The following is a 13,471-nucleotide window of genomic DNA, read 5'->3' as shown; positions in this document are numbered from 1 at the left end:
GCCTCGGACACGGCGCGCCGGGGCATGACGTCCGGGGTAATCGACCCGCACGGCATGCCCCGGCATGCTCGTCCCATGACCGCATACGCGATAGCGAACCTGCACCCGGGCGCCACCCCCCACGAGGACGTCCTCGGCTACATCGAGCGCATCCAGTCCACCCTCGCCCCCTTCGGCGGCCGCTTCCTCGTCCACGGCGCGCCCCGCCGCGAGGTCCTCGAGGGCGAGTGGCCCGGCGCGCTCGTCATGATCGCCTTCCCGACGTACGCGGACGCCCGCGCCTGGTACGACTCCGAGCCCTACCAGGCCCTCATCCCCCTGCGCGCGCGCCACATCCCCGGCGACGTCCTGCTGATCGACGGCGTTCCGGAGGGCTACGACCCGGCCACGACGGCGGCGGCGATGCGCGCGGCGGCGGAGTCCGTCGAGCAGGCGCCCGTCGAGCAGGCGTCCGTCGAGCGGGCGCCTGTCGAGTGAGGCCGGCCCCGTGGGCGTCCGTCGAGCGGGCGCCTGCCGAGTGAGGCCGGCCCTGTGGGCGCCGGTGGTGCCCTACTCCGCCTTCGCCACCCCGATCGGGCAGGACACGCCCGTGCCGCCGATGCCGCAGTAACCGGCGGGGTTCTTGTCCAGGTACTGCTGGTGGTAGCCCTCGGCCGGGTAGAAGGCGCGGTCCTCGGCCGGGAGGATCTCGGTGGTGATCGTGCCGTAGCCGGAGCCGGTCAGGACCTTCTGGTAGGCGTCGCGGGACGCCCGGGCCGCCTCGGCCTGCTCGGGGGAGTGGGTGTAGACGGCCGAGCGGTACTGGGTGCCGACGTCGTTGCCCTGGCGGAAGCCCTGCGTCGGGTCGTGGGACTCCCAGAAGAGCTTCAGCAGGCGCTCGTACGAGACCTTCGCCGGGTCGAAGACCACGCGGACGACCTCGGTGTGGCCGGTGAGGCCCGAGCAGACCTCCTCGTACACCGGGTTCGGGGTGTGGCCGCCCTGGTAGCCGACGAGGGTCGTGTAGACGCCGTCGGTCTGCCAGAACTTGCGCTCGGCGCCCCAGAAACAGCCCAGCGCGAAGTCGGCGACCTCCAGGCCCTCCGGGTAGGGCCCGAGGAGCGGGGTGCCGAGCACCGTGTGGCGCTCCGGGACCTGGAACTCGGGCTCGGGACGCCCGCGCAGGGCCTGGTCGGGAGTGGGGAGGACGGGGGTGCGGGACAGGAACATGCTGCATCTCTCCTCGACGGTCGGCGAAAGGCACAACGTCCCCCGCACCCCGGGGATTCCCGGGGGGACCGCTACCGCCGCAGCGTCGCCGGGCTGCCCCCGCTCGCCTCATAGCCGGCCACCACCAGGTTCCGGTGCGCCGTGTACGCCGCCGCCGGGTCCTCCTCCAGCGTCCACGGCAGCGCGCCCACGTGGCCGTCCACCCGCACCAGCATCTCCATCGCCTCGCTCCAGCGCTCCGCCCCCATCAGGAACGGCACCAGCAGATGGCGCACGTGCGCCAGCATCGGGTCGTCGGGCCGCGCCGAGTGCACCGCGTACAGGGCGCCCTCCACGGCCCGGGTCACCACCGCCGTACGGTAGAAGTCACCGAGCACGAGCTCCGGCCGGTTCTCGAACACCGCGAACAGGGGCAGCGCGGCGAGCAGGGAACCGCGCGGCGCACGGGCCGCCGCCGACGTGGCGAAACGGTCCGCCTCCTCACGCGAACCGTGCCACTTCCCGCACCAGTAGTGCAGCGCCGCCAGATGCGCCCCCATGTGCTCCGGCGCCCGGTCGATCACCTTCGCCCACAGCCGGTCGAACTCCTCCGGCGGGTAAGCCAGTCCACGCGCCACCGCCAGTTCCGAGATGTACGGCACCGGGTCACCCGGCGCCAGCAGCGCCGCCTGCTCGCACGCCGCCCTGGCCTCCTCCAGGATGACCCGGAAGTCCTGCGCGCCGGCCGACGAGGAGCGCCACGCCTGCTGCACCAGGAACTCCGCGTAGACCTGCGCGCCGCCCGGGTCCTTCGGCGCCTCCGCCCGCCACGAGCGCAGCCACGCGCCTCCCGCGCCCGGCCGCTCCGCCAGCTCCAGGGAAGCCGCGCCCGCGAAGGCCTGCACCCGCTGCCAGCGCGTCTCGCCCTCCTTCTCCGTGCCCTTGAGCAGCTGCGAGGCGGCCCGCCAGTCCTGCGTCGCCTGCACCACGTCGAGCACGTCGAGGAGATCCCCGTCCGGCCCCGGCAGCCGCACGTCCTGCTCCTCCTGCCGCAGGAACCCGTACGCCTCCGGGTCCGCCGCGTCGGGCGAGCCGGGGGCCACCTGCCGGATGCCGCCGCCGCGCCGGCGCAGCACGTAGGGGCCGAGGACGCCGAAGATCAGTCCGAGCGCGATCAGGAACCAGAGAATCTCCATGTGTCCATTGTCCAGGACACCGGCCGGGACAAGAGGCGGCGACCGGGCCCGGCGCGGACTACGCTCCTGACTCATGAGCGACCAGCACACCCACCAGAGCTTCGAGACCCGCGCCATCCACGCGGGCAACACCGCCGACCCGCTGACCGGCGCGGTCGTCCCGCCCATCTACCAGGTGTCCACCTACAAGCAGGACGGCGTGGGCGGGCTGCGCGGCGGCTACGAGTACAGCCGCAGCGCCAACCCGACGCGCACCGCCCTCGAGGAGAACCTCGCGGCCCTGGAGGGCGGCCGGCGCGGTCTCGCCTTCGCCTCCGGCCTCGCCGCCGAGGACTGCCTGCTGCGCACCCTGCTGGTCCCCGGCGACCACGTGGTCATCCCCAACGACGCCTACGGCGGCACCTTCCGCCTCTTCGCCAAGGTCGTCGAGCGCTGGGGCGTGGACTTCTCCGTCGCCGACACCTCCGACGTCGAGTCGGTGCGGGGCGCGATCAACGACCGTACGAAGCTGATCTGGGTCGAGACCCCCTCCAACCCGCTGCTCGGCATCACCGACATCGAGGCCGTCGCGGGTGTCGCCCGCCAGGCCGGGGTGAAGCTGGTCGTCGACAACACCTTCGCCTCGCCCTACCTCCAGCAGCCGCTGGCGCTCGGCGCGGACGTCGTCGTCCACTCGCTCACCAAGTACATGGGCGGCCACTCCGACGTCGTCGGCGGCGCCCTGGTCACGGCCGACGCGGAGCTGGGCGAGGAACTGGCGTACCACCAGAACGCGATGGGCGCGGTGGCCGGTCCCTTCGACTCGTGGATCGTGCTGCGCGGCATCAAGACCCTCGCCGTGCGCATGGACCGGCACAGCGAGAACGCCGGCAAGATCGTCGAGATGCTGACCCAGCACCCGAAGGTCACCCAGGTCCTCTACCCGGGCCTGCCGGAGCACCCGGGGCACGAGGTCGCCGCCAAGCAGATGCGTTCCTTCGGCGGCATGGTCTCCTTCCGCGTCGAGGGCGGCGAGGCGGCGGCCGTCGAGGTCTGCAACCGCGCCAAGCTCTTCACCCTCGGCGAGTCCCTCGGCGGCGTCGAGTCCCTGATCGAGCACCCGGGCCGCATGACGCACGCGAGCGTCGCCGGCTCGGCCCTGGAGGTCCCGGCGGACCTGGTCCGCCTCTCGGTCGGCATCGAGAACGTCGACGACCTGCTCGCCGACCTGCGCGAGGCGCTGGGCTAGTCCGGGAGCGACCGGGGTCTCCCGCCGGGCCGGCTTCCTGGCCGGCTACCGAGCCGCCTTCCGAGCAGGCTTCCTGGCCGGCTTCCGAGCCGGCACGGCGGCCAGACCCCGGTCACCACCCCTCCAGCGGGGGAGTGGTCGCCGCCGGCGGGACCTCCCACGGCCGGGTCGCGGACGCCCAGGCGACGAAGGCGAGGACCGCCGCCGCCAGCAGCGCCCAGCCGACCCTCCGCAGCAGCCGGTCCCGGCGCAGCAGGCGGGTGCCGCGGGTCACCGCCCGGGCGGCGAGGTCGGCGGGGACGGGCGGCTGCGCGGCGCGCAGCATGCGGCGGACCTCGTCCTCCTTGCGGTCGTGGCGGCTCACGAGGCCGCCCGCAGTGCGCTGACCGACCGGGCGCAGACGGCCCGCACCCGCTCCTCGGGCAGCCCGAGGAGCGCGGCCGTCCGCTCCTCCGGTACCGCTTCGTACAGCCGCAGCACGACGACGAGACGTTCCTGCGGCGTGAGCGCGGACAGCACGCCGCCGCGGCCGCGGTGGTGGCGCCAGGCGGTGCGGGCGAAGCGGGCGGCGAGGCAGGCGCGGGTGACCTCGTAGGGGTCCTCGCCGCGCAGCCGGTCCCAGTGGGCGTAGGTGTGGGCGAGGGAGGCCGTCAGCAGGTCCTGGGCGAGGGGATTGCGGCGCGCGGGCTCGGTGGTGAGCAGCGTGGCGACGTGCAGCAGCCGGCCCGACGCCCCGGCCGCGAAGGCGTGGAACTCCCGGGTGCGGGCGGCGTTCTCGTCATGGTGGCCATGATTCGACTCGCGCACGTCCTCATATAGAGGCCGGTGCGCACGCCCGGTCAAGACGTCGGCACGGACTCTTCCCGGCCGGCCCCCGCGGCCGTCTCGTGGGTGGTCTCCCGGCCGGTGCCGCGCCCGGTCCCGCGGCCGGTCTAGCGGGTGGTCTCCCGTTCGGTGCCGCCGTCGTCCTCGCGGCCGGCGGGCAGGCCCGACTGGCGAGCGGAGAGGGCCGAGTTGAAGCGGGTGAGCAGGGTGCAGAAGGACTCGCGCTCGGCGGGCGTCCAGCCGTCGGTCACCTCGGCCATCAGACGGCGGCGCGAGGCGCGGACCTCCTCCAGGCGGGCCTGGCCGCGCGGGGAGAGCTGGAGCACGACCGCGCGCCCGTCCTCGGGGTGCGAGGTGCGCTTGACCAGGCCGGTGTCGACGAGCGGGGCGACCTGGCGGGTGACCGTCGAGGAGTCGATGCCCATGCCGGCGGCGAGCGCCTTCACGCCCATCGGGCCCTCCTGGTCGAGCCGGTTGAGCAGCAGGTAGGCGGCGCGGTCCATGGAGTTGCGGAGCTGCCCGGTGCCGCCGAGCCGGGTCTGCTCGGCCCGCCGGGCGAAGACGGCCACCTGGTGCTGGAGGGCGTCGAGGAGACCGGGGTCAAGCTCAGTCGTCATGTCCTGAGATGTGGGCATGGCTGTGGTGGCTCTCTCGTGCGGTGGTCGGTTGGTGGGGGACAGAGTACGCGGACCGGCCCGGGTCCGTACCGGCGCTGCGCGATCCGATACGAACCCGGGTGCGACGGGGGTGTGGACCGGGTGGCGGGGGTGCTCCCCGGGCGGCCGGGACCCCCGTGAACTGCGAGACTTCATGTCATGAGCTTCCGTACGCCAGGCCCCTTGCACCCGCTGATGCTCGACGACGTACGGGGGGCGCAGAAGATGCTCGCCGGGGTGGCGCGGGTGACCGCGATGGAGGGCAGCCGCCATCTGTCGTCGCTGGTGGGGTCGCCCGTCCACCTCAAGTGCGAGAACCTCCAGCGGACCGGTTCGTTCAAGCTGCGCGGCGCGTACGTGCGGATCGCGGGACTGCGTCCGGAGCAGCGGGCGGCCGGGGTGGTCGCCGCCTCGGCCGGCAACCACGCGCAGGGCGTGGCGCTGGCCTCGGCCCTGCTCGGGGTGCACGCGACGGTCTTCATGCCGGTGGGCGCCCCGCTGCCGAAGGTGGCGGCGACCCGGGAGTACGGGGCGGAGGTGCGGCTGCACGGGCACGTCGTGGACGAGACGCTGGCGGCGGCCGAGGAGTACGCCCAGCAGACCGGGGCGGTCTTCATCCATCCCTTCGACCACCCGGACATCATCACGGGCCAGGGCACGGTGGGCCTGGAGATCCTGGAGCAGTGCCCCGAGGTGCGGACGATCGTCGTGGGCGTCGGCGGCGGGGGCCTGGCGGCCGGGATCGGCCTGGCGGTGAAGTCGGTACGGCCGGATGTGCGGGTGGTCGGCGTGCAGGCGGAGGGCGCGGCCGCGTACCCGCCCTCGCTCGCGGCGGGGCATCCGGTGGCGGTCGAGTCGCCGGTGACCATGGCGGACGGGATCAAGGTGGGGCGTCCGGGCGACGTGCCGTTCGGAATCGTCCGGGAGTACGTGGACGAGGTCCGCACGGTCTCGGAGGACGCGCTCTCCTCGGCGCTGCTGCTGTGTCTGGAGCGGGCGAAGCTGGTCGTGGAGCCGGCCGGCGCGAGCCCGGTGGCGGCGCTGCTCGCCGAGCCGGAGGCGTTCCGGGGCCGTGGGCCTGTGGTGGCGGTGCTGTCCGGCGGGAACGTGGACCCGCTCCTGATGCAGCGGATCCTGCGGCACGGCATGGCGGCGGCGGGCCGCTACCTGAGCCTGCGGCTGAAGGTGACGGACCGGCCGGGCGCGCTGGCGACGCTGCTCGCGGTGCTGACGGTGGTGGACGCGAACGTGCTGGACGTCAGCCACGTGCGGACCGACCCGCGGCTCGGGCTCACGGAGGCGGAGGTGGAACTGCACCTGGAGACGAAGGGGCCGGAGCACTGCGAGGAGGTCGCCGCGTCGCTGCGGGACGCGGGTTACACGGTGCTCTGAAACCGCTGGCGTGTCGCGATGTATCGCGTTAGCGTGTGGTCCGGGTCACGAAACCGCCGGGCGGGGGCCGCTCGGCGTTCCTAGACTTGGACAGAAACGCTCAAAACCGCCTCGATCATGTGGGAGACCCCTTATGCCAGGCGCGATCCACGCCGAAGGTCTGGTGAAGACCTTCGGCGACGTACGAGCTCTGGACGGCGTGGACCTCGACGTACCCGAGGGCACCGTCCTGGGCCTTCTCGGCCCGAACGGGGCGGGGAAGACCACCACCGTGCGCGTCCTCACCACGCTTCTGAAACCGGACAGCGGCAGAGCCGTGGTCGCCGGCATAGACGTGCTCAAGCACCCCAACGAGGTGCGGCGTTCCATCGGCCTCTCCGGGCAGTTCGCCGCCGTCGACGAGTATCTGACCGGCCGTGAGAACCTCCAGATGGTCGGACAGCTCTACCAGATGAACGCGAAGAGCGCGAAGGCCCGCGCGGGCGAACTGCTCGAGCGGTTCGGCCTCGCCGACGCCGCCGACCGCCCCGCGAAGACCTACTCCGGCGGCATGCGCCGCCGCCTCGACCTCGCGGCCGCCCTCGTGGTCTCCCCGCCCGTCATGTTCATGGACGAGCCCACCACCGGCCTGGACCCCCGCAACCGCCAGGCGCTGTGGGAGGTCATCCAGGAGCTGGTCGCGGGCGGCACCACCCTCCTGCTCACCACCCAGTACCTGGAAGAGGCCGACCACCTGGCCCACGACATCTGCGTCGTCGACCACGGCAAGGTCATCGCCCGCGGCACCTCCGACGAGCTCAAGGCCCGAACCGGCGGCGAGCGCGTCGAAGTCGTCGTCCACGAACGGGAGATGATCTCGCCCGCCCGCGAGGTCCTCGCCCGCTACGGCCTCGCCGGCATCGGCCACGGCGACATCTCCGTGGAGGAGCACACCCGCAGGCTGACCGTCCCCGTCGCGGGCGGCGCCAAGCTGCTCGCCGAGGTCATCCGCGACCTCGACGCCGTCGGCGTGGAGATCGACGACATCGGACTGCGCCGCCCCACCCTCGACGACGTCTTCATCTCCCTCACCGGACACACCGCCGAGCGGGCCGAGGACGAGAACGGCGACAGCGGTGACACCCCGCCCCGGGACGCCCGGAGCAGGCGCGCCAAGGCGAAGGAGGCGGCGAAGTGACCGCACTGAGCGACTCCCTGGTCGTCGCCCGCAGGAACCTGATCCGCATGACCAGGATTCCCGAGATGATCCTGTTCGGGGTCATCCAGCCGGTGATGTTCGTGGTCCTCTTCACGTACGTCTTCGGCGGGTCCATGACGATCGGCGGCACCACCGACGCGGGCGTCTACAAGGACTTCCTGATGGCGGGCATCTTCGCGCAGACGGTCACCTTCGCCACGGCGGGATCGGCGGCCGGCATCGCCGACGACATGCAGAAGGGGATCATCGACCGTTTCCGGTCGCTGCCCATGGCGCGCGGCGCCGTCCTGACCGGCCGCACCGTCGCCGACCTCGCGCAGACGACCATCACCCTGCTCGTCCTCGCGATCGTCGCGTTGATCGTCGGCTGGCGCACCGGTTCCGCGGAGCCCACGAACGCCGGCAGGGTCCTGGCCGGTTTCGCCCTGCTGCTGCTCCTCGGCTACGCGTTCACCTGGATCGGCGCGCTGATCGGCCTGTCCGTGCGCACGCCGGAGGCGGCGACGTCCGGAGGGATCATCTGGCTGTTCCCGGTCACGTTCATCTCGAACGCGTTCGTGGACTCGGACCGGATGACGCCCTGGCTGCGCCACATCGCCGAGTGGAACCCCTTCAGCGCGACCGTCCAGGCATGCAGGGAGCTGTTCGGCAACCCGGGCGTCTCGACCTCGGACGCCTGGCCGATGCAGCACCCGGTCTGGGCGTCGGTCATCTGGTCCGTGCTGATCATCGCGGTCTTCCGCACGCTGGCGGTGCGGAAGTACCGCTCGGCGACGGCCTGACCCAGACGGCGTGACCCGGGCTCGGTCATGCCGGCCCGCCCGGGCAGGAACAGGCCGGCCTGACCCGGCCTCGGTCACGCCGGCGTGACCCGGGCTCGAACAGGCCGGCCTGACCCGGGCGCCGTGAGCCGGACCCACGGTTCACGGCAGATAGCCCGACACCACCAGGTTGTCGAAGGGCAGGAACAGCGCCCCTCCCGCGATCAGGACCTCGTAGGGGACGAGGGCCTCGGCGTCGACGCCGTCCGGCAGGACGGCGTCGAAGCGCTCGACGTCACGCTCTCCCACCGGCCCCGAGGCGGGCAGGGACCGCACCTCCTTCTTGCTGGCGACCACCAGCCGGTCGCCCGCGAAGTACACCCGGCTCGCGAACCGGTCGAAGGCGCCGACCGCCGCCCGTCGCAGCTCGCGGCCGCTGGCCAGGTCGTAGGTCACGACCTCGCCGTCGACGGTGCCGGCGCTCAGCACGGCCACCGTCCCGTCCGCGTTCACCGCCGGGTCGCCCGTGATCTCCAGGCCCGCGCCCAGGGTGCGCTCCAGGCGCAGGGTGCGGGCGTCGAGCACCGCGACCCCGCCGTCCTGGGCCGCCGAGCAGAGCACCGACCCGCCGTGCACGACCATCCCGCCGCAGTCCACGCCCCGCGCGCCCCGGGCCGCCTCCCTGCCGGTGTCCGCGTCCAGCGCCACCGGCGTGGTGACCCCGACCGGCACGAACACCCGGTCGCCCGCCACGACCACCTGCTCCGGGATGCCGTCGAGCTCGCTGCGCCACAGCTCCGCGCCCCCGCCCCTGCCGTCGAGCCGCACGGCCGTGACGAGGCCCCTGCGCTCGTCCGTCCGGTGCAGAAAGCTGGAGTAGAGGACCGAGCCCCGCAGGTCCGAGCCCTTGTGCGCCCACTCGCTCCCCGGTGCGGCGATCCTCCCGCGCTGTGCGCCGTCCTCGATGCCGTAGGCCGAGACGCCGTCCCGGCCGGTGATGTACGCGGTGTCGCCGACGACCGCGGGATACCCGGGCGACGAGAACACCCCGAAGTCCTCGGGCGCCTGCCGGGGCGGCACCGACCACAGCCGCCGGCCGTCCGCCGCCCGCAGCCCCACCGCCGCGCCCCCGCTGCCCGCGCACACCAGCACCTCGGGAGCCAGCGAACAGCCGGCGACACCCCCGTCCACCTCGGTGGTCCAGGGCGACCAGCCCGCCGGGCGCGACGCGCGGTCCGTGCCCGCCGCGCCGAAGTCGCCGGGATGCCCCTCGCCGCCGTACGGCAGGACCACCCGGTCCAGCGTCTTCGGCGCCGGGGAGCCGGAGACGGAGACGGACGGGGACGCGCTGCCGGCCGGCGCCCCGCCCTCCGTGCCGCCGGCCCGCGCGTCCTGCCGGTTCAGCACCACCACGAGCGTCGTCGCGGCGACCGCCGCCACCGCCACCGCCGCCACCGCGATCCGCCCCCACGGCCGGCGTCGCACCTCCCCGGCCGGGGGCGCGGCGGGCCGGTGGCCGGCCGCCGTGGGGGAGTAGGGCACCACCGGCCCGAGCGTCGGCAGATCCGCCACGCCCGCCCCCGACGAGGCCGCCTCGCCGACCCGCCGCGCCGCCTCCCCGTACTCCGCGAGCAGCGACAGCACCGGGCCCGGCCACGGAAAGACCTCCGGCGCCGCCCCGCCGCCGAGCAGCTCCACCAGCTCCGCGGCCGTCGGCCGCTCCGCCGGGTCGAGCCGCAGACAACGCTCCACCACCGGCCGCAACTCCTCCGGAACCCCGGACAGTTCGGCCTCGGCCCGGCTGATCCGGTAGAACACCGCCGCCATCTCGTCGTCCTGGAACGGCCCCCGCCCGCTCGCCGCGAACGCCAGCACCGCACCCAGACAGAACACGTCCGACGCCGGCACCACCGCCCGGCTGCCCGTCAGGTGCTCCGGCGACATGAAACCGGGCGAGCCGACCACCAGCCCCGTCGAGGTGAGCGCCGTCGCCTCGAAGGCCTGCGCGATCCCGAAATCGATCAGCTTCGGTCCGGCGGCCCCGAGCAGCACGTTCGCCGGCTTCAGGTCCCGGTGCAGCACCTGCGCGCCGTGCACCGCCTCCAGGGCCCGCGCCAGCGCGGCCCCGAGGGCCCGCACCGCCCCGGCCGGCAGTGCCCCGGAGCGGGTGACCGCCTCGGCGAGCGACGGGCCGGGCACGTACTCCGTCGCAAGCCACGGCGTCGGCGCGTCGGCGTCCGCGTCGACGAGCCGTGCCGCGGAGGGGCCGCTCACCGCCCGCGCCGCCGTGATCTCGCGCCGGAACCGGGTCCGGAAGTCCCCGTCGACCTCCAGGTCCTCCCGTACGGTCTTCACCGCGACCATCCGGTACGGATCGGCCGTCGGCTCGTCCGCCCGGCAGGCCAGGTGGACCTCCCCCATGCCGCCCGCGCCGAGGCGGGCGAGGAGCCGGTAGGGTCCGACGAACCGCGGGGGCCCGCCGAGCAGTGCTTCCAGCACCGAAGTCGTCCTCTCAGCAGATCACTCGGGCAGCTCGACCGCGATGACGGCGCCCTTGTCGTACACGAGATAGGCGATCTGGCCGACCGGCAGCACCTCCGGCTGCCGGATCATCCTCTCGAAGAGCATCCCGTAGTCGGGGTCGCGCTCGTCCTCCTCGGCGCGCGGACCGGGCGCTCCGGGCACCGGAGTGACCCGGAGGTCTCCGGGCCTGCCGTCCGGGCCCAGGCGCAGGGTGTAGAGGGCGGAGTAGTCGGCGTACACCACCTGGTCCCCGGCGAGCAGCGGTGTGGAGAGCGCCTGTTCGAGACCCGGGGGAGTGGTGTCCTTCAGCGGGTACGAGCCGAGCCGGGCGCCGTCCTTCGTCGCGTGGACCGTCAGCCCGCCGTCGTCGAAGCCGACGACCACCCGCGCGCCGACCACGTCCAGGCGAAGCTTCCCGACCGGCGCGGGCACGCTTCCCTTCGTGGCGAGCGTGGCCGCGTCCAGCAGGTGCAGCCGCTGTTCGGCGTCGACGACGTGCGGGGTGCTGACGCAGTACGCCGAGGATCCGAGGACCTTCACCTCCTCGCAGGTCTTCGCCTCCCGGTCGACCTCGCCGAGCAGGGCGCCGCTCCTTCCGTCGTAGGCGAGGAGCCCGCGGTCGCTCAGGGCGTAGACCCGCCCGGCCGCGTAGGCGACCGGCTCGTAGGGGCGGTCGGAGGAGAAGTCGATCTCGTTGTTGGTGAGCTCCTTCGACCACAGCTGCCGGCCGTCGGCGAGGGCGTACGCGGCCATGCCGGTGCGGTCCTTCTCGTACGTCGTCGTGCTCTTCGTCGCCACGAAGACGACGCCGTCCCCGACGAGGGGCCGGGTCCCCGGGCCCTGGGTGCCCTTGGCGGGCTTCTCCCAGCGGACGGTGCCGGTACGGGCGTCGCGCACCTGGAGCTTCCCGTCCGCGGCGAGGACCACGGCCGTGTCGTGGACGGTCGGCCGGGTGGCGTCGTCGGCGATCCACCACTGGCCGTGGTCCTGGATGTAGCTGAAGCCGCCGCGCTTGCCCTCGCCGAGGTTCGCCTCCCACAGCTTCTTGCCGCTCGCCGGGTCCAGCGCCTCGTACCAGCCGTCGGTCGTCCGGCACACCAGCGCCTTCTCGTTCGCCGAGCAGCCGAACGCCGGTGCCGTGAGCTTCGCCCGCCAGGGCTTCCAGCCGGCCGGGCGCTGGGCCGCGTACTGCGGCACGACACCGGAGGCGTCGGCGAGGCCCCGGTCGTCCACTCCGGGCACGCGCGGCCCGGCGGGGGCGGGCGGACCGGCGGTGACCGGCCGCTTCGGCTCCTCCTTTGGCCACAGCAGATACGCGCCGAGGCCGCCGCCCAGGACGGCGAGGGCCGTCACGGCGGCGAGCAGGGCCCGGCGGCGCCGGCGCGGCGGGGGTGCGGTGGCGGGGGCCGCGGGCGGCAGGGTCGGGGCCTGGTGCAGGCCCGGACCGGCCGTCGGCGCCGGGGCCGGCGCGGCCGGCACCTCCAGGAGCGGGCCGCCGGACGCGACGAGCTGGGCCAGCTCCGTCCCGTACGCGCCGATGTGTTCCCGTACGGCCTGCGGCCACGCGGGCGGGCGGCCGGTGTCGCCGCCGAGGAGCTCCACCAGCGTCTGGGGCGCCGGCCGGTCCGCCGGGTCCCGGGCCAGGCAGGACGCGACGACCGCGCGCAGGTCCTCGGGCAGCCGCCCCAGGTCGGCCTCGGCCTGCGAGACGCGGTAGAGGACGGCCGCCACGGGCCCGTCACCGAAGGGGTCCTCGCCGGTCGCCGCGTAGCAGAGCAGCGAGCCCAGGCAGAAGACGTCGGACGCCCCGGTCACGTGCCGTGCGCCGGCGACGTGCTCGGGCGACATGAAGGCGGGCGTGCCGACCATGAGCCCGGTCGCGGTCATGGTGGTGGCGCCGCTCGCCCGGGCGATGCCGAAGTCGATCAGGCGGGGCCCGTCGGCGGCGAGCATGACGTTGCCCGGCTTGAGGTCGCGGTGCAGCACCCCGGCGCCGTGCAGATCGGCGAGGGCCCGGGCGATCCGCGCACCGAGCGCCCGGACCGTGGCGACGGGCAGCGGCCCGGCGCGGCGGACGGCCTGGGACAGGCTGGGGCCGGGCACGTACGCGGTGGCCAGCCAGGGGACCTCGGCGTCGGCGTCCCCGCCGACCGGGGCGGCGGCGTACGCGCTGCGCACCAGGGCGGCGACCTTGATCTCGCGGCGGAAGCGGTCGCGGAAGGCGGGATCTCCGGCGAGGTCGCGCCGCACGGTCTTGACGGCGAAGAACGCCCCCGAGGCGTCGCGCCGGGCCAGGTACACCTCGCCCATGCCGCCGGCGCCCAGCCGCGCGAGCACCTCGTACGGACCGATCCTCCGTGGCGCGCCCTCGCGCAGCGGTCCCAGCATCTGCCCCGTCCCCCTTCTGCGGCCGACGCCCTTGATCATGACACGGGCACTCGAACGTCAGCATGAGCATGGCGAAGGGCCGGACCCCGTGCGGGATCCGGCCCTGACGCGCGACG

General features: G+C 74.2%; 12 protein-coding genes. 5 read left to right on the top strand and 7 right to left on the bottom strand.

Going from position 1 to position 13,471, the window contains the following annotated elements; all coding sequences use genetic code 11:
* Positions 1–75: 75 nt before the first annotated feature.
* Positions 76–477: a DUF1330 domain-containing protein gene (locus ABD954_RS12300; protein WP_345486012.1), complete on the top strand. Its 402-nt coding sequence runs from the start codon at positions 76–78 to the stop codon at positions 475–477.
* 72 nt (positions 478–549) lie between these two features.
* On the opposite strand, the gene msrA is transcribed toward ABD954_RS12300, so the two are convergent.
* Positions 550–1,209: a peptide-methionine (S)-S-oxide reductase MsrA gene (gene msrA, locus ABD954_RS12295; RefSeq protein WP_345486011.1), complete on the bottom strand. Its 660-nt coding sequence runs from the start codon at positions 1,207–1,209 to the stop codon at positions 550–552.
* 71 nt (positions 1,210–1,280) lie between these two features.
* Positions 1,281–2,384: a tetratricopeptide repeat protein gene (locus ABD954_RS12290; RefSeq protein WP_345486009.1), complete on the bottom strand. Its 1,104-nt coding sequence runs from the start codon at positions 2,382–2,384 to the stop codon at positions 1,281–1,283.
* Between the two features lie 73 nt (positions 2,385–2,457).
* Here ABD954_RS12290 and ABD954_RS12285 point away from each other — a divergent pair, with 73 nt between their 5' ends.
* Entirely contained in the window at positions 2,458–3,612 is a 1,155-nt protein-coding gene (locus ABD954_RS12285) for a cystathionine gamma-synthase (protein WP_345486007.1), read from the top strand.
* A gap of 112 nt (positions 3,613–3,724) precedes the next feature.
* On the opposite strand, the gene ABD954_RS12280 is transcribed toward ABD954_RS12285, so the two are convergent.
* From ABD954_RS12280 to ABD954_RS12270, 3 genes are all read right to left on the bottom strand, one after another.
* Entirely contained in the window at positions 3,725–3,976 is a 252-nt protein-coding gene (locus tag ABD954_RS12280) for a hypothetical protein (protein ID WP_345486005.1), read from the bottom strand.
* Positions 3,973–4,419, bottom strand: a complete 447-nt coding sequence (locus tag ABD954_RS12275; protein ID WP_345486003.1) for a sigma factor-like helix-turn-helix DNA-binding protein — start codon at positions 4,417–4,419, stop codon at positions 3,973–3,975. Before ABD954_RS12275 ends, ABD954_RS12280 begins: the two co-directional genes overlap by 4 nt.
* A 125-nt stretch (positions 4,420–4,544) precedes the next feature.
* Complete coding sequence (locus tag ABD954_RS12270) at positions 4,545–5,072, bottom strand: MarR family winged helix-turn-helix transcriptional regulator (RefSeq protein WP_345486002.1); 528 nt, start codon at positions 5,070–5,072, stop codon at positions 4,545–4,547.
* Positions 5,073–5,252: 180 nt separating this feature from the next.
* Here ABD954_RS12270 and ilvA point away from each other — a divergent pair, with 180 nt between their 5' ends.
* The 3 genes from ilvA to ABD954_RS12255 all read left to right on the top strand — a co-directional run bounded on the left by ilvA (position 5,253) and on the right by ABD954_RS12255 (position 8,465).
* A complete protein-coding gene (gene ilvA / locus ABD954_RS12265; RefSeq protein ID WP_345486000.1) occupies positions 5,253–6,485 on the top strand; it encodes a threonine ammonia-lyase in 1,233 nt (410 codons plus the stop codon).
* A gap of 133 nt (positions 6,486–6,618) precedes the next feature.
* On the top strand, positions 6,619–7,662 hold the full coding sequence (locus ABD954_RS12260; protein ID WP_345485998.1) for an ATP-binding cassette domain-containing protein: 1,044 nt from the start codon (positions 6,619–6,621) through the stop codon (positions 7,660–7,662).
* Between the two features lie 47 nt (positions 7,663–7,709).
* Positions 7,710–8,465 (top strand): ABC transporter permease, encoded by a 756-nt coding sequence (locus ABD954_RS12255; protein WP_382745893.1) that lies wholly within the window; start codon positions 7,710–7,712, stop codon positions 8,463–8,465.
* A 141-nt stretch (positions 8,466–8,606) separates the two neighbouring features.
* Here the strand turns inward: ABD954_RS12255 and ABD954_RS12250 are convergent, their stop codons facing one another.
* Both ABD954_RS12250 and ABD954_RS12245 read right to left on the bottom strand, forming a co-directional pair.
* A complete protein-coding gene (locus tag ABD954_RS12250; protein ID WP_345485995.1) occupies positions 8,607–10,943 on the bottom strand; it encodes a protein kinase domain-containing protein in 2,337 nt (778 codons plus the stop codon).
* Between the two features lie 21 nt (positions 10,944–10,964).
* Positions 10,965–13,355, bottom strand: a complete 2,391-nt coding sequence (locus ABD954_RS12245; protein WP_345485993.1) for a protein kinase domain-containing protein — start codon at positions 13,353–13,355, stop codon at positions 10,965–10,967.
* Positions 13,356–13,471 lie beyond the last annotated feature (116 nt).

The sequence above is a fragment of the Streptomyces roseoviridis genome (assembly GCF_039535235.1).
Lineage (GTDB): Bacteria > Actinomycetota > Actinomycetes > Streptomycetales > Streptomycetaceae > Streptomyces > Streptomyces roseoviridis.
Note: the sequence above shows the minus strand (reverse complement) of the source record. Positions and strands in the feature narration are given on the sequence as shown.

Excerpts from the sequence above, each read along its gene's own strand:
- ABD954_RS12285 (WP_345486007.1), top strand. The coding sequence starts at position 2,458 with ATGAGCGACCAGCACACCCACCAGAGCTTCGAGACCCGCGCCATCCAC.
- ABD954_RS12255 (WP_382745893.1), top strand. The coding sequence starts at position 7,710 with ATGACCAGGATTCCCGAGATGATCCTGTTCGGGGTCATCCAGCCGGTG.
- ABD954_RS12260 (WP_345485998.1), top strand. The coding sequence starts at position 6,619 with ATGCCAGGCGCGATCCACGCCGAAGGTCTGGTGAAGACCTTCGGCGAC.
- msrA (WP_345486011.1), bottom strand. The coding sequence starts at position 1,209 with ATGTTCCTGTCCCGCACCCCCGTCCTCCCCACTCCCGACCAGGCCCTG.
- ilvA (WP_345486000.1), top strand. The coding sequence starts at position 5,253 with ATGAGCTTCCGTACGCCAGGCCCCTTGCACCCGCTGATGCTCGACGAC.
- ABD954_RS12270 (WP_345486002.1), bottom strand. The coding sequence starts at position 5,072 with ATGCCCACATCTCAGGACATGACGACTGAGCTTGACCCCGGTCTCCTC.
- ABD954_RS12300 (WP_345486012.1), top strand. The coding sequence starts at position 76 with ATGACCGCATACGCGATAGCGAACCTGCACCCGGGCGCCACCCCCCAC.
- ABD954_RS12290 (WP_345486009.1), bottom strand. The coding sequence starts at position 2,384 with ATGGAGATTCTCTGGTTCCTGATCGCGCTCGGACTGATCTTCGGCGTC.
- ABD954_RS12245 (WP_345485993.1), bottom strand. The coding sequence starts at position 13,355 with ATGCTGGGACCGCTGCGCGAGGGCGCGCCACGGAGGATCGGTCCGTAC.